The 20,450-nt window shown below is 71.4% G+C and carries 17 protein-coding genes; 9 read left to right on the top strand and 8 right to left on the bottom strand.

Translation table 11 applies throughout. The features are described from left to right. Positions 1-95: 95 nt before the first annotated feature. Entirely contained in the window at positions 96-1,205 is a 1,110-nt protein-coding gene (locus NDAS_RS03515) for a PhoH family protein (protein WP_013151759.1), read from the bottom strand. A gap of 282 nt (positions 1,206-1,487) precedes the next feature. Next, positions 1,488-1,838, bottom strand: a complete 351-nt coding sequence (locus NDAS_RS03510; protein ID WP_013151758.1) for a histidine triad nucleotide-binding protein — start codon at positions 1,836-1,838, stop codon at positions 1,488-1,490. Positions 1,839-2,163: 325 nt separating this feature from the next. Here NDAS_RS03510 and NDAS_RS03505 point away from each other — a divergent pair, with 325 nt between their 5' ends. Both NDAS_RS03505 and NDAS_RS03500 read left to right on the top strand, forming a co-directional pair. Then, the gene (locus NDAS_RS03505) at positions 2,164-2,694 is read left to right on the top strand and encodes a SigE family RNA polymerase sigma factor (protein WP_013151757.1); all 531 of its coding nucleotides are present in this window, start codon (positions 2,164-2,166) and stop codon (positions 2,692-2,694) included. Further along, positions 2,691-3,452: a prolipoprotein diacylglyceryl transferase gene (locus NDAS_RS03500; RefSeq protein ID WP_013151756.1), complete on the top strand. Its 762-nt coding sequence runs from the start codon at positions 2,691-2,693 to the stop codon at positions 3,450-3,452. The genes NDAS_RS03505 and NDAS_RS03500 overlap by 4 nt, the downstream gene beginning before the upstream one ends. Positions 3,453-3,590: 138 nt before the next feature. On the opposite strand, the gene NDAS_RS03495 is transcribed toward NDAS_RS03500, so the two are convergent. The 3 genes from NDAS_RS03495 to hrcA are packed head-to-tail and all read right to left on the bottom strand — an operon-like array spanning position 3,591 to position 6,482. Then, positions 3,591-4,328 carry a 16S rRNA (uracil(1498)-N(3))-methyltransferase gene (locus NDAS_RS03495; RefSeq protein WP_013151755.1) on the bottom strand — a complete coding sequence of 246 codons (738 nt, stop codon included), beginning with the start codon at positions 4,326-4,328 and terminating at the stop codon, positions 3,591-3,593. Further along, positions 4,325-5,464 (bottom strand): molecular chaperone DnaJ, encoded by a 1,140-nt coding sequence (gene dnaJ, locus NDAS_RS03490; protein WP_013151754.1) that lies wholly within the window; start codon positions 5,462-5,464, stop codon positions 4,325-4,327. The genes NDAS_RS03495 and dnaJ overlap by 4 nt, the downstream gene beginning before the upstream one ends. Positions 5,465-5,468: 4 nt before the next feature. Next, positions 5,469-6,482 (bottom strand): heat-inducible transcriptional repressor HrcA, encoded by a 1,014-nt coding sequence (gene hrcA / locus NDAS_RS03485; protein ID WP_013151753.1) that lies wholly within the window; start codon positions 6,480-6,482, stop codon positions 5,469-5,471. Between the two features lie 181 nt (positions 6,483-6,663). On the opposite strand from hrcA, the gene NDAS_RS03480 reads away from it, so the two are divergent. The 3 genes from NDAS_RS03480 to NDAS_RS03470 all read left to right on the top strand — a co-directional run bounded on the left by NDAS_RS03480 (position 6,664) and on the right by NDAS_RS03470 (position 9,674). Further along, positions 6,664-7,503: a DUF3097 domain-containing protein gene (locus tag NDAS_RS03480; RefSeq protein WP_013151752.1), complete on the top strand. Its 840-nt coding sequence runs from the start codon at positions 6,664-6,666 to the stop codon at positions 7,501-7,503. 1,161 nt (positions 7,504-8,664) lie between these two features. Then, on the top strand, positions 8,665-8,994 hold the full coding sequence (locus NDAS_RS03475) for a DUF4870 domain-containing protein (RefSeq protein ID WP_041553046.1): 330 nt from the start codon (positions 8,665-8,667) through the stop codon (positions 8,992-8,994). A gap of 47 nt (positions 8,995-9,041) precedes the next feature. Next, the gene (locus NDAS_RS03470) at positions 9,042-9,674 is read left to right on the top strand and encodes a DUF4870 domain-containing protein (RefSeq protein ID WP_013151750.1); all 633 of its coding nucleotides are present in this window, start codon (positions 9,042-9,044) and stop codon (positions 9,672-9,674) included. Between the two features lie 78 nt (positions 9,675-9,752). On the opposite strand, the gene hemW is transcribed toward NDAS_RS03470, so the two are convergent. Beyond that, positions 9,753-10,985 carry a radical SAM family heme chaperone HemW gene (gene hemW / locus NDAS_RS03465; RefSeq protein ID WP_013151749.1) on the bottom strand — a complete coding sequence of 411 codons (1,233 nt, stop codon included), beginning with the start codon at positions 10,983-10,985 and terminating at the stop codon, positions 9,753-9,755. 190 nt (positions 10,986-11,175) lie between these two features. Next, entirely contained in the window at positions 11,176-12,249 is a 1,074-nt protein-coding gene (locus NDAS_RS03460) for a LacI family DNA-binding transcriptional regulator (protein WP_013151748.1), read from the bottom strand. 96 nt (positions 12,250-12,345) lie between these two features. Between NDAS_RS03460 and NDAS_RS03455 the strand changes: the two genes are divergently transcribed. From NDAS_RS03455 to NDAS_RS03440, 4 genes are all read left to right on the top strand, one after another. Continuing rightward, entirely contained in the window at positions 12,346-13,947 is a 1,602-nt protein-coding gene (locus NDAS_RS03455) for a glycoside hydrolase family 13 protein (protein ID WP_013151747.1), read from the top strand. A 675-nt stretch (positions 13,948-14,622) separates the two neighbouring features. Then, positions 14,623-15,870: a sugar ABC transporter substrate-binding protein gene (locus NDAS_RS03450; protein WP_013151746.1), complete on the top strand. Its 1,248-nt coding sequence runs from the start codon at positions 14,623-14,625 to the stop codon at positions 15,868-15,870. A gap of 2 nt (positions 15,871-15,872) precedes the next feature. Further along, positions 15,873-17,480, top strand: coding sequence for an ABC transporter permease subunit (locus tag NDAS_RS03445; protein WP_013151745.1), 1,608 nt, complete (start codon positions 15,873-15,875; stop codon positions 17,478-17,480). Continuing rightward, on the top strand, positions 17,480-18,385 hold the full coding sequence (locus tag NDAS_RS03440; RefSeq protein WP_013151744.1) for a sugar ABC transporter permease: 906 nt from the start codon (positions 17,480-17,482) through the stop codon (positions 18,383-18,385). Before NDAS_RS03445 ends, NDAS_RS03440 begins: the two co-directional genes overlap by 1 nt. Positions 18,386-18,483: 98 nt before the next feature. On the opposite strand, the gene lepA is transcribed toward NDAS_RS03440, so the two are convergent. After that, on the bottom strand, positions 18,484-20,325 hold the full coding sequence (gene lepA / locus NDAS_RS03435) for a translation elongation factor 4 (protein WP_013151743.1): 1,842 nt from the start codon (positions 20,323-20,325) through the stop codon (positions 18,484-18,486). Positions 20,326-20,450 lie beyond the last annotated feature (125 nt).

Here is a 20,450-nt window from a genome sequence, read left to right as displayed (position 1 = left end):
GACCCGCCTGCGGCGGGCCCACCGGTTCGAACGCCGTGGGGTCGTGTTCCTCGGGCCGTGTCGGGTCCGAAGGCCCTCGGCGGAACACCCCTGTCTCAGTCTGCCTGTTCCCCGTCGCCGGCGCTCCCCGGCTCCGCCGGGGTGTCGGGGGCGACGCGGCGCGCGGACCCGCGGCGGGAGCGGCCGCCCCCGGCGGACCCCCTGCCGTCCCGGGCGTCGCCCTGGGCGGCGTCGTAGCGCCCGTAGGCGTCCACGATCTTGCCGACCAGCTTGTGCCGGACGACGTCCTCACTGCTCAGGCGGCAGAAGGCGATGTCGTCGATGTCACTCAGGATGGACTCGATGGTGCGCAGACCGCTGGTCTGCCCGCCGGGCAGGTCGACCTGGGTCACGTCACCGGTGACCACGATCTTGGAGCCGAACCCGAGCCTGGTGAGGAACATCTTCATCTGCTCGGGCGAGGTGTTCTGGGCCTCGTCCAGGATGATGAAGGAGTCGTTCAGGGTACGGCCGCGCATGTACGCCAGCGGCGCGACCTCGATGGTCCCCGCCGCCATGAGCTTGGGGATGGAGTCGGGGTCGAGCATGTCGTGCAGGGCGTCGTAGAGCGGGCGCAGGTAGGGGTCGATCTTGTCGTAGAGGGTGCCGGGCAGGAAGCCCAGCCGCTCACCGGCCTCCACCGCGGGGCGGGTGAGGATGATCCGGTTGACTTCCTTGTCCTGGAGCGCCTTGACCGCCTTGGCCATGGCCAGGTACGTCTTGCCGGTACCGGCGGGGCCGATGCCGAACACCACCGTGCGCTGGTCGATGGTGTCGACGTAGCGCTTCTGGTTGAGCGTCTTGGGACGGATGGTCTTGCCGCGGTTGGACAGGATGTTGGTGGTCAGCACGTCCGCGGGGCGCTCGGCACCGGGCGAGCGCAGCATGTGGACCATGCGTTCGATGGTGTCGGGGGTGACGTGGGTGCCGCTCTTGGCGAGTTCGATCAGCTCCTCGACGAGGCGGACCACGACGGCGGTCTCCTCCGGGGAGCCGCTGATGGTGAACTCGTTGCCGCGCACGTGGATGTCGCTGTCGAAGGCCCGCTCCAACGCCCTGAGGAGTTCGTCCCTGGAGCCCAGCAGGCTGACCATCGTGTGCTCGTCGGGCACCACGACCTTGACCTGGGTGTCCCGTGGCGGGTGCGTGTGCGTTGTCTCGGACATGGTGAGGCCGTGCGGCCGCTGTCCCTACCCTTCGGTCGGGCGCCTTCCCGACCCCTGCGGGAGGCGCACCTGGTGGACGGTCCCGGCGCCGCGGACGGCGCCCGGTCGGAGCTTGCGCGCCGGTGTTCCCCATGGTCACACCGAACCCTCGAAGCCCACAGCGACGAGTCTACCAAGGCACCTCCGCCCGACTCGATCCGTTATTTCCGCCTGTGGACAACGTGCGGGAGGAGTGGGGTCGGGGGCGTCGGCGTCCGCGCGCGGGACCGGTTCGCGCGCCTCCTACCCGGGGGGCCAGTTGAGCCCGCGGCCGCCGAGCAGGTGCCCGTGGAGGTGGAAGACCGTCTGCCCGGCGCCGCTGCCGGTGTTGAACACCAGCCGGTAGCCCTGGTCGGCGACGCCCTCGTCCACGGCCACCTCGTGCGCCACCCGGACGATCTCGTCGAGCAGGCCGGTGTCCGCCGCCGCGGCCTCGGCCGCGTTGGGGTGGTGCTCGCGCGGGATGACCAGCACGTGCGTGGGCGCCTGGGGGTTGATGTCGCGGAAGGCGACCGCGCGCTCGCTCTCGCGCACGATCTCGGCGGGCACCTCCCCCTTCACGATCTTGCAGAAAAGACAGTCGTCCTGGGCCATCGCTCACCTTTTTTTGCGTCTGCGCGACCGCCGAAAGGGCCGCCGTATCGGGTTCGTCCGGGACCATGATGCCGCAGGTCGCCGTCGGGCGGGCCCGCGGCGGAGGGCTTGGGAGGCACTGTGGGCGAGCGGATTCGGCGACGCCCGGCGCCCCGGGCGCGATAGGCTTTCCACCCGTGCGCGTCAGGTCGTCGGCTCCGTCCGGCCCCGGCCATATTCCCGCGTGTTCGGATTGAAACGCACGTCTACCTGGAAAAGAAGAGGTATGCCCTTTCGTAAACCCCGCGACAAGGGTGTGCGTCGAACTGATGTGACGACAGAAACCATGGTGGCCGGTGCCACCACGGCACCGCTCTCGGTGGAGTGGGACGCCGACCACGCCGTGACGGAGCTCTACCGGGAGCACTACCGTCCGCTCGTTCGGCTCGCCGCCCTGCTGGTCCGCGACCACGCGACCGCGGAAGAGGTCGTCCAGGACTCGTTCGTCGCCATGCACGGAGCGTGGCGCCGCCTGCGCGACCCGAACAAGGCCCTGTCCTACCTGCGCCAGGCCGTGGTGAACAAGGCCCGGTCCGTACTCCGCCACAGGGCGGTCGTGGAGAAGCACGCGCCCAAGGCCCTGCCCGACGCCCCCAGCGCGGAACACGGCGCGCTGAGCCTGTTGGAGCGCGAAGCCGTCATCCGCGCCCTGCGCAAACTACCCACCCGTCAGCGAGAGGCCATCGTGCTCCGGTACTACGGCGACCTGTCCGAGGCACAGATCGCGGACGCCATGGGGATCAGCCGGGGCGCGGTGAAGAGCCACACGTCCCGCGGTATCTCCGCGCTCCGCTCTGTTCTGGAGCAAACGACATGACCAGCCCCACGAACCCCACGAACGATCCGTTCGAGGAGCAGCTGCGCCACCTGCTCAAGGCCGAGGCCGACACGGTCACGACCTCTCCCGAGGCGTTGAACCTGATCCGTGAGCGCACTGAGCGCAGCCGCGGTTCGGCCTGGTTCGGTATGCCCTGGCTACGTCCGGCGGTGGCGGTGGCGGGAGCCGCCCTGATCGCCGGGTCCGTGGTCATCTCCAGCCCCCAGGTCCGCGACCACGTGCTGGAGATCGTCCCCGCGGGCGCCGACCGCGAGGGCGCGCCCGCCGAGGAGGAGGGCGAGGGCGGCGGTGTGATCGCTCCCGACCCCTCCACCGGCTCCGTGGACGGCACCACCCAGCAGGAGGAGGAGCCGCCGCGCGACCCGGCCTCCTCCCCCACCCCGGAGGACGACGAGGAGGAGCCCGCTCCCTCCGAGGAGGGCGTCACGGCCGCCACCACGTGTCCGACGCCCGAGGAGCCCGCCTCCCCGGCCCCGTCCAGCTCCGAGGGGGAGAAGGGCGAGAAGGCCGCCTCCGAGGAGGAGTGCGAGCCCAGCGACGAGCCGAGCAGCGGCACCGGCGACGGGTCCACCGGCGAGGAGGGCGGCGGCGACGGCGGCGGAACCGGTGGTGAGGAGCCCTCCGGCGGCGACGGCACCGGCGGCGAGGGCGGCGGGACCGGAGGCGACGGAACCGGCACGGGCGGCACCGGCACCACCGGAGGCGACAACGGCGCCAAGACGGCTCCCAGCAGCTGACACGCCCCTCACGGAGGGTCCGTCCCCGTACACGCCGGGGCCGGTCCCGCGCAGGAGTCACCCGCTGGACACAGACACACGGGGGGCGCCCGGACGCGTTCGGGTGCCTCCCGTGTGTTCAGCGTCGGTCCGTGCGCCCTACCAGCGGCCGGTGCGGGCCTGGAGCACCGACAGGGCGGCGACCCCGGCGGTGGAGGTGCGCAGCACGCTCGGCCCCAGCAGCGCCCGGACCGCGCCCGCGGCGTCGAACGCCTCCAGCTCGGCGTCGGAGAAGCCGCCCTCGGGACCGACCACCACGACGACGTCGGCGTCCTGTCCGACAGGCGGTTCCAGCTGTGACAGGCGGCTGGCGCCGTCCTCGTGCAGCACGACGCCCAGGTCCGCCCCCGCCAGCAGTTCGACCACGGCGGTGCGGTCGGCGAGGTCGGCCACCTCGGGCAGCCGCGCACGCCGGGCCTGCTTGGCCGCCTCGCGGGCGGTCGCACGCCACTTGGCCAGCGCCTTGGCGGCGCGGTCGCCCTTCCAGCGGGTGACGCAGCGCTCCGCCGCCCAGGGCACGACCGCGTCCGCTCCGGCCTCGGTCATCATCTCCACGGCCAGTTCGCCCCGGTCGCCCTTGGGCAGTGCCTGGACCACGGTCAGGCGGGGGCGGGGCGCCGGTTCCTCCCGGCGCTCCACCACCGCGCAGACGATGTGGTCCCCGCCCACGGCGGTCACCGTGCAGCGGGCGCGCAGACCGCGTCCGTCGGAGAGGTCGACGGTCTCGCCCTCCCGGATGCGGCGCACCACGGCGGCGTGGCGGCCCTCGGCGCCGTCCACCGTCACCCGGTCGGCCGCCAGGTCGGCGGCCTCGACCAGGAAGACCGGCGGCGTCACTTGGCGCCGAAGGCGTCGCGGATCTTGGAGAAGAACCCGCCGTGTCCGGGACTGAAGCGTCCCGGGGTCTGGTCCTCGCCGCGCAGTTCGGCGAACTTGCGCAGGAGGGCCTCCTGCTCCTCGTCCAGCCTGCTCGGGGTCTCCACGTCGACGCGGATGCGCAGGTCGCCCCGGCCGCCGCCGTCGAGGTGGCTGACGCCCTTGTTGGGGAGGGTGATGACGTGGCCGGAGTTGGTGCCCGGGCGCAGGTCGATGTTCTCGGTGCCGTCGAGGGTGTCGAAGGCGAAGGAGGCGCCCAGCGCGGCGGCCGTCATGGGGACGGTCACCGTGCAGTGCAGGTCGTCGCCGCGACGTTCGAAGGTGGGGTGCGGGCGCTGGATGATCTCCAGGATGATGTCGCCGCGCGGTCCGCCGTTGGGGCCGACCTCGCCCTCCCCGGCGAGCTGGATGCGGGTGCCGTCGTCGACGCCCGCGGGGATCTTGACGGTGCGGGTGACCTTCTCGCGCACCCGGCCCTCGCCCGCGCAGTCGCCGCAGGGGTTGGTGATGACCGAGCCCTGGCCCGAGCACTGGGGGCAGGGGCGGGAGGTCATGACCTGGCCGAGGAAGGACCGCGTGACCTGGGAGACCTCGCCCTGTCCGTGGCACATCTCACAGGTGGTGCGGTGCGAACCGGCCGCCGTCCCCTCGCCCTGGCAGGTCTCGCACAGGATGGCGGTGGGGAAGGTGATCTCCTTGCTGACCCCGAACGCGGTCTCCACCAGGTCGAGTTCGACGCGGATCTTGATGCTGCGCCCGCGGCGGACCCGTTCCCGGGGGCCGCGCCCGCCGGGCTGGCCGCCGCCGAAGAAGGCGTTCATGATGTCGTCGAAGGCGAACCCGCCCGCGCCGCCGAAGCCCCCGGCCCCGCCGCCGCCGGGCGCGTAGGGGTCCTGGCCCATGTCGAACATCCGGCGCTTGTTCTCGTCGGAGAGGACCTCGTAGGCCTGGGTCACCTCCTTGAAGCGCTCCTGGGTTGCGGGGTCCGGATTGATGTCCGGGTGGAGTTCGCGCGCGAGCCGCCGGTAGGCCTTCTTGATCTCGTCCTTGGACGCGTCGCGACGCACTCCGAGAACCTGGTAATAGTCTCTGGCCACTGGGTTACTGTCCTGCCAAAATCTGTCCGACATAGCGAGCCACGGCGCGTACTGCTCCCATCGTCCCCGGATAGTCCATCCGGGTGGGTCCCACCACACCGATCTTGGCGAGCGACTGGTTTCCCACACCGTAGTCCGCCGACACGATGGAGGTGGACCTCAGGCCCTCGTGGAAGTTCTCCGCGCCGATGCGCACCGTGAGCATCGACGGGTCCTTGGCCTCTCCCAGCAAACGGATGAGGACCATGTTCTCTTCCAGTGCCTCCAGGACGTCCCTGAGGCTGGCGGCGAAGTCGACGGCGGCGAGGTTGGCCGTCCCCGCGAGGACGATCTTCTCCTCGTGCCGCTCGACGAGGCTCTCCAGCAGGACGGAGAGGACCGACACCGCCATCTGGCGGTGTTCGGGCGCCACCTGCGGAGGCAGGTCCTCCACCGCGTCGGGCACGTCGCCGAGGTGGCGTCCGGCGATGGCCCGGTTCAACATCGCGCGCAGGTCGTTGACGGCGGCCTCGTGGACCTCTCCCAGGCCGTCGATGACGCGCTGCTCGACCCGGCCCGTGTTGGTGATCACGACCATCATGATCCGCTGACCCCCGAGGGGGACCAGTTCCACGTGCTGCACCGACGAGCGGGTCAGCGACGGGTACTGGACGATCGCGACCTGGCGGGTGAGCTGCGCGAGGAGCCGCACGGTCCGGGCGACGATCTCGTCGAGGTCCACGGCGCCGGTGAGGAAGGACTCGATGGCGCGCCGCTCCGCGCTGGAGAGCGGTTTGACCGAGGAGAGCCGGTCGACGAAGAGCCGGTACCCCTTGTCCGTGGGAACGCGTCCGGCACTGGTGTGCGGCTGCGCGATGTAGCCGTCCTCCTCGAGGGCGACCATGTCGTTGCGGATGGTCGCCGGGGAGACTCCGAGCCGGTGCCGGTCGGCCAGGGCCTTGGAACCCACGGGCTCGTTGGTGTTGACGAAGTCCTCGACGACGGCACGCAGGACCGCGAGCTTGCGCTCATCCAGCACTCGCCACCTCCTGGCACTCCATGGTCCTCAGTGCTAAGTCTACGCCCGGCCGCAAACCCTGACGGTTACCCGCGGGTGGTGAAGCCGCGGCGCGGCCGTGCCGCCCCTGCTCCCGCCGGGCACGCGGCACGCGCCGCGGCCGACGGGGCGCCGGCGCGCGCCACCAGTAGACTGCACGACCGTGGCTACCAAGGGAACCGGCCGTTACGGCCGCGACGTGCTCGCCGGGGACTGGCGCCGCCCGAAGAAGAAGGCGGTCCGCGAGGTGCCCCTGGAAAGGGAACTGGTCGTGGAGGACGCCGAGGAGGCGTTCTGCGGGGCGGTGATGGCCTGGGACAAGGCCACCGTCACGCTGGAGGACCGGCACGGCCGCCGCCGCGTGTTCGACCTCGCCCCCGCCGCGTTCCTGGTCGACGGCGAGCCGGTGACCCTCGTGCGCCCCTCCGCCGCTCCACGGGGGCCGCTGCGCAGTGCCTCCGGGTCGGTGGCGGTACCGGGCGCGCGGGCGCGCACGGCCCGGGAGAGCCGGATCTACGTGGAGGGCGTCCACGACGCCGAACTGGTGGAGAAGGTCTGGGGCCACGACCTGCGCGTGGAGGGGGTGGCCGTCGAGTTCCTGGAGGGGGTCGACGACCTGCCCTCGATCGTGGCGGAGTTCTCACCCGGGCCCGGCAGGAGGCTCGGCGTCCTGGTGGACCACCTGGTGCCGGGGTCCAAGGAGACGCGGATCGCCGAGCGGGTGCGCGGCGAGCACGTGCTGGTGGCCGGGCACCCCTACGTCGACGTCTGGCAGGCGGTGCGGCCGGGTTCCGTGGGGATCGGGGCATGGCCCGAGGTGCCGCGCGGCGTGCCCTGGAAGGAGGGGGTCGTGAGCGCCCTGGGCTGGCGGATGGAGACGGGAGAGGCGTGGCGCCGGATCCTGGGGTCGGTCCGTACCTATGCTGATCTGGAGCCGGCTCTGCTCGGCCGGGTGGAGGAGCTGATCGACTTCGTCACCGGGCCGCACCCGGACGCTCCCTAGCGAGCGCTGCGCGCGGGAGGAGCGGTAGGACCTAGGATTTGACCTGGGCGAGGCGCCGGTCCCCGTGTCCGGTGCCGAGGTCGCCCGCCTCCGGCCCGCGCGGTCGTCGGTACAGCACGGTAGTACAGAACCTCCCTCTCATCAGCGGAGCCAAGGAAGAGCATGAGCCAGACCCCGACGAACCCCCCGCCCCCGGAGGATCCCCACCGGGGACAGCAGCCGGAGCACGGGCAGGACGGTCAGCAGGAGTACGGACAGCGGCCCCCGCAGCCGGAACCCGGCCAGCAGCCCTCCTACGGGCAGCCGTCCGGGGCGCAGCCGCCCTACGCTCCGCAGCCCGACCAGGACCACGGCCAGCCGCCCTCGGGTGCGCAGTCCCCGTACGCCCCGCAGCCCGACCAGGGCTACCAGGGCTACGGCCAGACCCCGGGGGCGCAGCCCGACTTCGCACCGCCCCCCGGCGCCCCGTCGCCGTACGCGCCCCAGCCCGGTCAGGGCCAGCCCGCCTACGGTCAGTCCTCGGGCGCGCAGTCGCCGTACGCCCCGCAGTTCGAGCAGGGGCAGCAGGGCTACGGCCAGGCCTCGGGGGCCCAGCCGGGTTACGGGCAGCCCTCCGGCGCCCAGCCCGGGTACGGCCAGGCCCCTGGAGCCCAGCCCGGCTACGCCCCGCAGCCCGAATACGGTCAGCAGCCCTACGGCCAGCCCCAGCAGGGCGAGTACGGCCAGCCCCCGGCCGGACAGCAGCAGCCCGGTTTCGCACCGCCGGAAGGCGCCCCCGAGCAGCCCGGCTACGGGCAGCAGGCGGCCTACGGCCAGACCCCGGGGGCGCAGCCCGCCTACGGCCAGCCCTCCGGCGCGCAGTCCCCGTACGCCCCGCAGCCCGACCAGGGACAGCAGGGCTACGCCCAGGCGCCGGGAGCCCAGCCCTCCGGCGCCCAGCCCGGCTACGCCCCGCAGCCCGAGTACGGTCAGCAGCCCTACGGCCAGCCCCAGCAGCCCCAGCAGGGCGAGTACGGCCAGCCCCAGCAGGGCGTCTACGGCCAGCCCGCCCCGGGCCAGCAGCAGCCCTACCCGGGCGCCCCCGCGGCGTACGGGCAGCCGGGCGTTCCTGGCCAGCCCCAGCAGGGCGCGCCGGGCGGCGACAACAGCACGCTCGTGGCCATGCTCGCCCACCTGTCGGGCTTCGTGATCGCCTGCCTGGGCTGGATCCCGCCTCTGGCCGTCTACTTCGCCAAGCGCAACCAGTCGCCGTTCGTCCGCCACCACGCGGCCGAGGCGGCCAACTTCCAGCTCACCCTGCTGATCCCCTACCTCTTCGCGTGGGTGGCCTTCATCGGCCTGGGTATCTTCTTCCCGGAGCTGTCCTGGATCGGATCCCTCCTGGTCGCCCTGATCTGGATCGTCGCTATCGTGTTCGGCGTCTTGGGCGCCAACGGCGCCAACAAGGGGACGTGGTACCGCTACCCGGTGAGCATCCGCCTGTTGAAGTGATCCGCTCCCGCACGCAGTCCGAGCGCATCCGCACGAAGGAACCCAACATGTCCTATCCCAGCAACCCTCCCGAGGGCCCCTACGGCCAGGGCCAGCAGCCCGGCCAGGACTCCGGCGGCTACCCCTCCCAGCACGGTTACCCCACCGGTGGCCAGCCCGGCTACCAGCAGGGCGGCTACCCGCCCCCGCCCGGCCAGCCCGGGTACGAGCAGACCGGCGGATATCCGAACCAGCCCGGTGGCTACCCCGGCCAGCCCGGGTACGAGCAGACCGGCGGCTACCAGTCCCACTACCAGCAGGGCGGTTACGGCCAGCCCCCGCACGGCGCCTACGGCCCCTCCTCGGCCACGACCGGCCAGCCCAGTCCGGACGAGCGCCAGATGGCGATGTTCGCCCACGTGGGCGGCGGCGTCATCGGCTGGCTCGTGCCGCTGATCATCTTCTTCGTCAAGAAGGACGAGTCGCCGTTCGTCCGCAACCAGGCCGCGCAGGCGCTGAACTTCCAGCTCCTGATCCTGATCGGCTACCTGATCTCCAGCGTCCTGATGATCGTCATCATCGGGTTCCTGACCTGGTTCATCTGCTGGATCGCGGCCGTCGCCCTCGGCATCATCGGCGGTGTGGCCGCCAACCGGGGCGAGTGGTACCGCTACCCGTTCAACGTCAGCTGGATCAAGTAGTCCGGCGCTTCGGCGGACGCGAGGGGGCCCGGCCGTCGGCCGGGCCCCCTCGCCGTGTCCGGCCCCGGCCGGAGTGGCTCAGGTGAGGTCGCGCACCACGGCGTCGGCGAGCAGGCGCCCGCGCAGGGTGAGGGCCGCGCGGCCCTCCTCGTGGGCGTCCGCGTCCAGCAGGCCCTCGGCTACGGCCCGCTTGGCCGCGTCGCGGCCGTGCGGTTCGAGCAGGTCCAGCGGGCACCCGCCCTCCACACGCAGTTCCAGCAGGACGCGTTCGAAGCGGCGCTCCTCCTCGGTGAGCACCTCGCGGGCCAGGCCGGGGCTGTGCCCGGCGGCCAGGCGGGCGGCGTAGGCGGCCGGGTGCTTGACGTTCCACCAGCGGGTGCCGCCCACGTGGCTGTGGGCGCCCGGGCCCACGCCCCACCAGTGGCCGCCGGTCCAGTACAGGAGGTTGTGCCTGCTGCGGCCCTGCTCGGTGCGCGCCCAGTTGGACACCTCGTAGGCGCTGAACCCGGCCGCGGTGAGGACCTCCTCGGCCATGAGGTAGCGGTCGGCCATCGTGTCGTCGTCGGGCTCGGCGAGTTCGCCCCGGCGCACGCGGGCGGCCAGGCGGGTGCCCTCCTCGACGATGAGGGAGTAGGCCGAGACGTGGTCGGGTCCGGCGGAGACCGCGGCCTCCAGGGAGGCCCGCCAGTCCTCGTCGCCCTCCCCGGGAGTGCCGTAGATCAGGTCGAGGTTGACGTGCTCGAACCCTGCCCGCCGCGCCCACTCCGCGCACTGCTCGGGGCGTCCGGGCGTGTGGCCGCGCTCCAGCACCCGCAGCACGTGCTCGCGGGCGCTCTGCATGCCGAAGGACACACGGGTGAACCCGGCCTCGCGCAGCCGCGCGAGGTAGTCGGGGGTGACCGTCTCGGGGTTGGCCTCGGTGGTCAGCTCGGCGTCGGGCGTGAACCCGAAGCGCTCGCGCACGGCGGTGACGACGCGGCCCAGGTCCTCGGCCGACAGCAGGGTGGGCGTACCGCCGCCGACGAACAGCGTGCTGACCGGCGGGCGCTCCCCCGTCAGGACCCGGTCGGCCAGCGCGACCTCCGCGATCGCCTGGTCGGCGTAGGTCTCGCGGGAGGCGGTGGCGGTGCCGTCGCGGGAGACCAGTTCCTCGGCCGTGTAGGTGTTGAAGTCGCAGTAACCGCAGCGGGTGACGCAGAAGGGCACGTGGACGTAGAACCCGAGGGGACGCCCGCCGAGTTCGGCGAGGGACGGCCCGGGCAGTTCGCCGGTGCTCGGTACGGGATCGCCGTCGAGGGCAACGGAAGGCATGCCTCCAGTGTCGCCGACCGGCCGGTGTGCCCTGGTCCCCCGCGTCGGGCACGCGGGGGCCCGGGTACGGCGGTGCGGGATCGGAGGCCGGGAAGCGGGGGTTACGGGATCGGGGAGCAGGGGTTGGAGATCGGAACGGGACGCGGGGTGTGGGGATCAGGCGGGGAGGGCTGTGGGGAGGACGGCCCGGTCAGACCCGGGGGCGCTCCGCCCGGGCGTGCGCGGGGGCGGCGTCGACCCGGGTGAGGGGAGCGTGGTTCCTGGCGGGGGCGATGGCGGTGGAGCCGCGGACGACCAGCTCGGGGTCGAAGACGTACTCGGTGTGGGAGACGGGGTGTCCGGCGATCTCGTCGCACAGGGCGCGCACGGCGGCCAGCGCCATGGCGTTGACCGGCTGCCGGACGGTGGTCAGCGGGGGGTCGGTGAAGGCGATGAGCTGGGAGTCGTCGAAGCCCACCACCGAGAAGTCCCGGGGGACGCTCAGGCCGCGCTGGCGGGCGGCGCGGATGGCGCCCAGGGCCATCATGTCCGAGCCGCAGACCATGGCGGTGACGCCGCGTTCGATCAGCCGGGTGGCGGCGGCGTGGCCGCCCTCCACGCCGAACAGCGACAGTTCCACGAGGTCCTCGCCGTCCAGGCCGTGCTGCGCCAGGGCCCGGTGGTACCCGTCGAGCTTGCGGCGGACCGGAACGTAGCGCTCGGGGCCGCTGGTGAACCCGATGCGGGTGTGGCCGAGGGCGACCAGGTGGTTGACGGCCAGGTGCCCGGCCTCCCGGTCGTCGCAGGAGATGAAGGCGGCGGGGATGGCGTCGGCGTACCCGTTGACCAGCACGATCGGGAGTCTGCGCGAGACCAGGGCGTGGTAGCGCTCGTGGGGGGCGGTGGTGTCGGCGCGGCGCCCGGAGACGAAGAGGATGCCGGAGACGTTGCGCTCCAGCAGCAGCTCCACGTACTCGTCCTCCGTTATCCCGCCGGGGGTCTGGGTGCACAGCACCGGCGTGTACCCGCGCTGGGCGAGCGCCCCCTCGGCCGCCTGGGCGAACATCGGGAAGACGGGGTTCTCCAGTTCGGGTATGACCATGCCGACCAGTCCGGCGGAGCGCTGCCGCAGCCGGGCGGGGCGCTCGTAGCCGAGGACGTCCAGCGCCGTCAGGACGGCCTTGCGGGTGTCGCTGCCGACGCCCGGCTTGTCGTTGAGCACCCGCGAGACGGTGGCCTCGCTGACGCCTGCGTGCCGCGCGATGTCGGCAAGTCGTGGACCCATGGGCGCAACTCTAGTCGAGATCGTCGTCACATGGCCGAAAATTGGCGGTAATCTTGCGCAAGAAATTGCACTCGTCACAGGGAAGGACCCCCGCTGATGGAGCCTCAGTCGCACTGGTGGCGTGACGCGGCGATCTACCAGATCTACGTCCGCAGCTTCGCCGACTCCAACGGTGACGGTGAGGGCGACCTCGCCGGCATCCGCGAGCGCCTCCCCCACCTGGCCGAACTCGGCGTGGACGCGATCTGGCTGACGCCGTTCTACGTCTCCCCCCTCGCCGACGGCGGTTACGACGTCGCCGACTACCGCGACGTCGATCCCCGTTTCGGGACCCTGGAGGACTTCGACGCCCTCCTGGAGACCGCCCACGGGATGGGCATCCGCCTGATCATCGACGTGGTGCCCAACCACTCCTCCTCCGCCCACCGGTGGTTCAAGGAGGCCGCGGCCGCCGAGCCCGGCGAGCACGCCCGCTCGCGGTACGTCTTCCGGGACGGCAGGGGACCCGACGGGGAGGAGCCGCCGAACAACTGGAAGTCGATCTTCGGCGGCCCGGCCTGGACCCGCCTCAAGCGGCCCGACGGCACCCCCGAACAGTGGTACCTGCACCTGTTCGACCCCGAGCAGCCCGACTTCGACTGGACCAACCAGGAGGTGCACGACGAGTTCGACGACGTGCTGCGCTTCTGGCTGGACCGGGGCGTGGACGGGTTCCGCATCGACGTCGCGCACGGCATGGTCAAGGACCCGGCGATGCCCGACATCGCCGAGGACGCCAAGGCCGACATGCTCGACGGCAGCACCTCGCTGCCCTACTTCGACCAGGACGGCGTGCACGAGATCTACCGCCGCTGGGCGCGGATCGCCGCGGAGTACCCGGGCGACCGCGCCCTGGTGGCCGAGGCGTGGGTGGAGGACGCCCAGCGGGTGGCCCGCTACCTGCGCCCGGACGAACTGCACCAGGCGTTCAACTTCGAGTACCTGACCGCGCCGTGGGACGCCGGGCGCCTGCGCGAGGTCATCGACGTGTCCCTGGCCGCCAACACCGCGGTGGGCGCGACCACCACGTGGGTGCTGTCCAACCACGACGTGACCCGCCACGTGACCCGCTTCGGCGGCGGTGAGCAGGGGCTGCGCCGCGCGCGCGCGGCGACGCTGCTGATGCTGGGCCTGCCGGGTTCGGTGTACCTGTACCAGGGCGAGGAGCTGGGACTGCCCGAGGTCACCGACCTGCCCGAGGACTCGCTGCAGGACCCGACCTGGGAGCGTTCGGGCCGCACCGACCGCGGCCGGGACGGCTGCCGGGTGCCGCTGCCGTGGGGCGGCGACCAGGCGCCGTACGGGTTCGGCCCCGAGGGCAGCGTTCCGTGGCTGCCGATGCCCGAGGGCTGGGGCGCCCTGTCGCGCGCCGCCCAGCGCGGAGTGGAGGGCTCCACGCTGGAGCTGTACACGAAGGCGCTGCGCCTGCGCCGTGAGCTGGACGCGCTCGGCGACGGCTCGATGGCCTGGCTGGACGCGCCCGGCGGCGTGCTGTACTTCGAGCGCGAGCCGGGTGTGCGCGTCGCGGTGAACCTCACCGGGGAGGCCGTGGAGCTGGCTGCCGACGGCGAGGTGCTCGTGGCCAGCGGTCCGGTCGGCGAGCCCGCCGGAGGCACCCTGAGCCTGCCCGCCGAGACGGCGGTGTGGCTGCGCGGTTGAGCGGCTGAAGGGCTGAGCGGCTGAGCCCGCGCGTGCGGTGCCGGACACGGGGTCCGGCACCGCGCGCGGTGCGGGCCGGTGCCGGTCAGCACCGTCCTGCTGGCGCGGGGATCTCCTTCGGCAAGCTCGCTGGGCGAACGTGCTCCCAGCCGGCCACCGCCTCCCAGCGCTGACCGTCGCCGCCCGTGCCCACCACGACCGCCCGCTCCCCCGGGGCTGGCGTGGAACCCGCACGCTTTACCGGTGCCTGGCTGAGGTCGCCCTGAGGGCCCGCCCCCTGCGGCGCGCCACCAGCCCGCGCCCCACGGGTGCCCGGACGCCGTCGCCGGCACGCTCCGCCCCACCCCCTGCGGCGCGCCTCCAGAGGAGGCTCCCCGCCGACACCCTGCGGCGGGCCGGACCCGAACCGGGTTCGAGTGGTCCGCGACGGCGTGTTCAATGGTGTTACGAAATCGCTGCCCATCACAGGATCTATCAGCGAACGGTCACCGCACCGCTACCCAGCGCACGATGTCACGCGCCCGTTTCCGTGGCGTTTCCACATCTTTATGCGGGAGATCCGCAAACTCTTTCAAAGCTTGCAAGTTATTGCTAGCGTCACATCACCACGCATGCCCTCGACGGCCGGAACGCATGCGCGACCTCCTCAGCACGGCCTCCCGGAAGGAAGACAGCATGAGATTCCGCAGCGCACGAGCGGTCACGGGCATCGCCGCGATCGCACTGATGGCGACCGCGTGCAGTGGTGGCGACGAGGGCGGGGAGGCCGCCGCCGAGGGCAGCCTCGTCATCTGGTCCGACCCCGAGCGCGCCGACGCCATCAAGGCGGCCGCCCAGGAGTTCGCCGAGGCCAACGGCATCGAGGTCGAGGTCCAGGGCCTGACCTTCGGCGACATCCAGGGCGACGTGCTCAACGCCCACCAGGCCGGAAACGCCCCCGACGTCTTCATCGGCGCCCACGACTGGACGGGCAACCTCGTGCGCAACGGCGCCGTCCAGCCCATCGAGCTGCCCCAGGACCGCGCCTCCGGCCTGGACGAGACCTCGTTGCAGGCCCTCAACTACGACGGCCAGCTCTTCGGTGTTCCCTACTCCCAGGAGAACATCTTCCTCATGCGCAACACCGACCTGGCGCCGGACGCCCCCGCGACCTTCGAGGAGATGGTCGAGGTCGGCACCGAGCTCAAGGACTCCGGTGAGACCAGCGAGGTCCTGTCCATGGCCGTGGGCCAGGAGGGCGACCCCTACCGGATGAACGCCCTGTTCACCTCCGCGGGCGGCTACCTCTTCGGCCAGGACGAGGAGGGCAACTGGGACCCGACCGACCTGGGCGTGGGCACCGACGAGTCCATCGCGGCCATGGAGAAGGTCGCCGAGTACGGCGAGGCCGGGGAGGGCGTGCTGCGCCGCTCCATCACCCTGGAGAACGACGCCTCCCTGTTCTACGAGGGCGAGGCCCCCTTCTTCGTCGCGGGTCCGTGGAACGTCGCCGACGCCAACGAGGCGGGCGTCAACTACGAGATCAGCCCCATCCCCGGCTTCGAGGGCGAGGAGCCCGCCAGCCCCTACATCGGCTACCAGGCGTTCTTCGTCACCGAGGGCAGCGCCAACAGCGCCCTGGCCCAGGAGTTCGTGACCAACTACGTCACCGACACCGACTTCGTCCTCAGCCTCTACGAGGCCGACCCCCGCATGCCGGTGCAGACCGAGGCCCTGGAGAGCGTCTCGGCCGACGACCCCACCATCGCCGCGATCTCCGAGGCCGAGGCCGGGGCCGAGGGCATGCCGATGCCCTCCATCCCGGAGATGGGCGAGACGTGGGAGCCGCTGGGCATCGCCCAGGCCGCCGTCATCGCCGGTGAGGACGTGCGCGAGGCCATGGAGGCCACCCACGAAACGATCGCCTCGCAGATCGGCGAGTAGCGGTGGCGTCCAAGAAGACAGCGGGCGCTCCCTCACCGGGGGCGCCCGCACGCACGCCCCTGCCGGGCGGCCGGTTCGCCGGGAGCGGTTCACTGGCCGGGCAGCTGGTCAAGATCGCCCTGCTGGGCCTGTTCACCGCCCTGGGCGTGTGGGCGGTGCTGCCCCTGTACGTGGCGGGCAGCTGGTGGGGCATCGGCCTGGTCGTGGCCGTGGTCGGCCTCGTCTACTGGGTCTACCTGTCCAAGCGCACCGTCCCGGTCAAGTACCTGGTCCCGGGCGTGCTGTTCCTGCTCACCTTCCAGATCCTGCCGGTGCTCTACACGATGAGCACCTCGGTGACCAACCTCAGCGACGGCCACCGGGGCGACAAGGAACAGGCCATCGCCTCCATCGAGGCCTACTCGGTGAGCAGCCCGGACGGGGCCCAGGAGTACACCCTGACCGTGGCGGTCACCGGCTCGCCCGAGACCGGTGAGCTGGTCTTCCTGCTCACCGGCCCCGAGGGCCGGGCCTACGCCGGAACCGAGGAGGGGCTCACCGAGCTCGACGGCGCGACCGTGGAGCCCTCGGGCAAGGTCGCCGAGGCCTTCGGGTACACGATCCTGTCCCCCACCCAGGTCAACGCCCGCAGCGACGAGCTCCAGGCGTTCGCGGTGCCCACCGGCAGCGGCACGGGCATCCGCTCCAGCGGCCTGTCCACCGCCTTCGAGGGGACCGCGACCCGCGCCTACGACGCCGGGTGCGACTGCATCACCGACGCCGGGACCGGGATCGTCTACCACGCGGACAACGAGCGCGGCGCGTTCTACGACGAGGACGGGGAGCGGCTCGCCCAGGGCTGGCAGGTCGGCGTGGGCTTCGACAACTTCGCCCGCTTCCTGTTCAACCCGACCTTCGCGTCGTCGTTCTTCAGCATCCTGGTGTGGAACATCGCCTTCGCCGCCTCCGTCACCTTCCTGGTGTTCGTGGTGGGCCTGGCGATCGCGCTCACCCTGCACGTGCCCAGGCTGCGCGGCAGGGTCGTGTACCGGATCCTGGTGGTCCTGCCGTACGCGATGAGCTCGCTGGCGATGTTCCTGCTGTGGCGGGACATGTTCAACACCGACTTCGGCCTGTTCAACCGGGTGCTCGGCCTGGAGGTGGACTGGCTGGGCGACGCCTGGTCGGCCCGGGCGGCGGTGATCCTGGCCAACGTCTGGCTGGGCTACCCGTACATGTTCCTGGTGGCCACGGGAGCCCTCCAGGCCGTCCCGCGCGAGCTGGGCCAGGCCGCGCAGATCGACGGCGCGGGCCCCTGGCAGGCCTTCCGCAACGTCACCCTGCCGCTCCTGATGGTGGCGATGACGCCGATCCTGGTCTCGACGTTCGCGTTCAACTTCAACAACTTCAACGCGGTGTGGCTGATCACCCAGGGCGGCCCCTTCTCCCCGGAGAGCCCGACGGCCGGTGCCACGGACCTGCTCATCACCTACACCTACCGGCTCGCCTTCAACGAGGCCACCGCCCAGTACGGGTACGCGGCGGCGCTGTCGGTGATGATCTTCCTGATCGTGTCGGTGATGTCGGTGGTCAGCCTCAGCAGGAGCAAGGCCCTCAAGGAGGTGGACTGATGGCGGTCGCAACCCCGGACGCGGTACGCGCCCCCCACCGGCGCGGTACCGGAGTCCGTCTGGGCCTGTGGGCCCGCAGGTACGGCTGGCGCCACGTGGTGATGCTGGTGGTCGTGGCGTTCGCGCTCTTCCCTGTGCTGTTCGTGGTGTCGGCGGCGCTCAACCCGCTGGGCACGCTGTCCAGCGCGCAGCTGTGGCCGACCGGGGCCAGTCTGGACAACGCCGTCGACCTGTTCAGCAACACCCCGTTCACCACCTGGTACGCGAACTCGCTGTTCTTCGCCTTCACCAACGCCGCCGTGACGGTGCTGCTGTCGGCACTGGCCGCGTACGCGTTCAGCCGCATGCGCTTCCGGGGCCGCCGGGTGGGGCTGATCGGGCTGCTGGTGATCCAGATGTTCCCGCAGTTCCTGGCGATCGTGGCGATCTACCTGATGTTCTCCACGATCGGCGAGTACTACCCGGCGATCGGCTTCGACACCCGGTGGGGGCTGCTGCTGGTCTACCTGGGCGGCGCGCTGAGCATCAACACGTGGCTGATGAAGGGCTTCTTCGACACCGTGCCGAAGGAGCTGGACGAGTCCGCGCAGATGGACGGGGCCTCGCACGCGCAGGTGTTCTTCCGGATCATGCTGCCGCTGGTCACACCGGTGCTGGCGATCGTGGGCCTGCTGGTGTTCATCTCCACCATCAACGAGTTCCTGATGGCGAGCGTGTTCCTGCGCGACACCGACGCCAAGACGCTGGGCCTGGGGCTGTACCAGCTGGTGGCCTCGCAGCGCAACGCGAACTTCGGGATGTTCGCGGTGGGCGCCATCATGCTGTCCCTGCCCACCCTGGCGGTGTTCTGGTTCCTCCAGCGCTACATCACCGAGGGCCTGACCGCGGGAGCGGTCAAGGGCTGAGGCGGTACCGGGGAGAACGCGGAAGGGGGCGCCCCGGCTCGGGGCGCCCCCCTTCCGCTTCCCCTACGTGCGAGCACGTGGGGGCGGGGCTGCTGCTACTACTTCTTCTTCTTGTCGTCGGAGCCGCCGGTGTCGGTGGACAGCGCGGAGATGAAGGCCTCCTGGGGCACCTCGACCCGGCCGACCATCTTCATCCGCTTCTTGCCCTCCTTCTGCTTCTCCAGCAGCTTGCGCTTACGGCTGATGTCGCCGCCGTAGCACTTGGAGAGCACGTCCTTGCGGATGGCGCGGATGTTCTCGCGGGCGATCACCCGGGCGCCGATGGCGGCCTGGATGGGCACCTCGAACTGCTGCCGGGGGATGAGCTCGCGCAGCTTCTTGGTCATCTCCACGCCGTAGGCGTAGGCCTTGTCCTTGTGCACGATGGCGGAGAAGGCGTCGACGGCCTCGCCCTGGAGCAGGATGTCCACCTTGACCAGGTCGGAGGCCTTCTCCCCGGTGGGCTCGTAGTCCAGTGACGCGTAGCCCTTGGTGCGGGACTTGAGGTGGTCGAAGAAGTCGAAGACGATCTCGGCCAGGGGAAGCGTGTAGCGCATCTCCACGCGGTCCTCGGACAGGTAGTCCATGCCCTGGAGGTCGCCGCGCCGCTCCTGGCACAGCTCCATGATCTGGCCGATGTGGTCGGCGGGGCTGAGCACGGTGGCCTTGACCATCGGCTCGTAGATGGAGTCGATCTTCCCGGCGGGGAACTCGCTGGGGTTGGTCACCACGTGCTCGGTGCCGTCCTCCATGTCCACCCGGTAGACGACGTTGGGCGCGGTGGAGATGAGGTCGAGGTTGAACTCGCGCTCCAGGCGGGCCCTGGTGATCTCCAGGTGCAGCAGGCCCAGGAAGCCGCAGCGGAAGCCGAAGCCCAGGGCGGCGGAGGTCTCCGGCTCGAAGACCAGGGCGGCGTCGTTGAGCTGGAGCTTCTCCAGGGCGTCGCGCAGCACCGGGTAGTCGGTGCCCTCGATCGGGTACAGACCCGAGAACACCATGGGCTTGGGCTCGCGGTACCCGGACAGCATCTCGGTCGCGGGCCGGTTGAGGGCGGTGATGGTGTCACCGACCTTGGACTGGCGCACGTCCTTGACGCCGGTGATGATGTAGCCGACCTCTCCCACCCCCAGCCCGTCGCACTTGGTGGGCTCGGGCGAGCTGACGCCGATCTCCAGGATCTCGTGCGAGGCGCGGGTGGACATCATCTGGATGCGCTCGCGCGGGCTGAGCTTGCCGTCGATGACCCGGACGTAGGTGACCACGCCGCGGTAGGTGTCGTACACCGAGTCGAAGATCATCGCGCGGGCCGGGGCGTCGGCGTCGCCGACGGGCTGCGGGATCTGGTTGACGATCTCGTTGAGGAGCTCCTCGACGCCCTCGCCCGTCTTGGCGCTGACCCTGAGCACGTCGGAGGGCTCGCAGCCGATGATCCCGGCCAGCTCCTCGGCGTACTTCTCCGGCTGCGCGGCCGGGAGGTCGATCTTGTTGAGCACCGGGATGATGGTGAGGTCGTTCTCCAGGGCCATGTACAGGTTGGCCAGGGTCTGCGCCTCGATGCCCTGCGCGGCGTCCACCAGCAGGACGGCGCCCTCGCAGGCGGCCAGGGAGCGCGAGACCTCGTAGGTGAAGTCGACGTGCCCGGGGGTGTCGATGAGGTCGAGCGTGTAGGTCTTGTCGTCGACGGCGGTGAAGGGGATGCGCACCGCCTGCGACTTGATGGTGATGCCGCGCTCGCGCTCGATGTCCATGCGGTCCAGGTACTGGGCGCGCATCTGGCGGTCCTCGACGACACCGGTGATCTGGAGCATCCGGTCGGCCAGCGTCGACTTGCCATGGTCGATGTGCGCGATGATGCAGAAGTTGCGGATCAGCGCGGGATCGGTCCAGTTCGGCTGTGCCACCGTGCTCCGTTCACAGGTCGGGTCCGGGTCGTGTGCGCCTCGCGGCGGTGTCGCCCCGCCGCGGCGGAGGCCGACGGCGTCGTCCATCATCCCACGGCGGCCGGGTGCCCTCTCTCGGTGACGGC

Origin of the sequence: Nocardiopsis dassonvillei subsp. dassonvillei DSM 43111 (assembly GCF_000092985.1) — a bacterium.
Classification (GTDB): domain Bacteria; phylum Actinomycetota; class Actinomycetes; order Streptosporangiales; family Streptosporangiaceae; genus Nocardiopsis; species Nocardiopsis dassonvillei.
Note: the sequence above shows the minus strand (reverse complement) of the source record. Positions and strands in the feature narration are given on the sequence as shown.

Bases quoted from the DNA above. Each gene is read 5' to 3' on its own strand.
- NDAS_RS03450 (WP_013151746.1), top strand. From the start codon at position 14,623: ATGAGATTCCGCAGCGCACGAGCGGTCACGGGCATCGCCGCGATCGCA.
- NDAS_RS03470 (WP_013151750.1), top strand. From the start codon at position 9,042: ATGTCCTATCCCAGCAACCCTCCCGAGGGCCCCTACGGCCAGGGCCAG.
- NDAS_RS03440 (WP_013151744.1), top strand. From the start codon at position 17,480: ATGGCGGTCGCAACCCCGGACGCGGTACGCGCCCCCCACCGGCGCGGT.
- NDAS_RS03455 (WP_013151747.1), top strand. From the start codon at position 12,346: ATGGAGCCTCAGTCGCACTGGTGGCGTGACGCGGCGATCTACCAGATC.
- NDAS_RS03460 (WP_013151748.1), bottom strand. From the start codon at position 12,249: ATGGGTCCACGACTTGCCGACATCGCGCGGCACGCAGGCGTCAGCGAG.
- NDAS_RS03505 (WP_013151757.1), top strand. From the start codon at position 2,164: ATGGTGGCCGGTGCCACCACGGCACCGCTCTCGGTGGAGTGGGACGCC.
- NDAS_RS03500 (WP_013151756.1), top strand. From the start codon at position 2,691: ATGACCAGCCCCACGAACCCCACGAACGATCCGTTCGAGGAGCAGCTG.
- NDAS_RS03515 (WP_013151759.1), bottom strand. From the start codon at position 1,205: ATGTCCGAGACAACGCACACGCACCCGCCACGGGACACCCAGGTCAAG.
- hemW (WP_013151749.1), bottom strand. From the start codon at position 10,985: ATGCCTTCCGTTGCCCTCGACGGCGATCCCGTACCGAGCACCGGCGAA.
- NDAS_RS03475 (WP_041553046.1), top strand. From the start codon at position 8,665: ATGCTCGCCCACCTGTCGGGCTTCGTGATCGCCTGCCTGGGCTGGATC.
- NDAS_RS03510 (WP_013151758.1), bottom strand. From the start codon at position 1,838: ATGGCCCAGGACGACTGTCTTTTCTGCAAGATCGTGAAGGGGGAGGTG.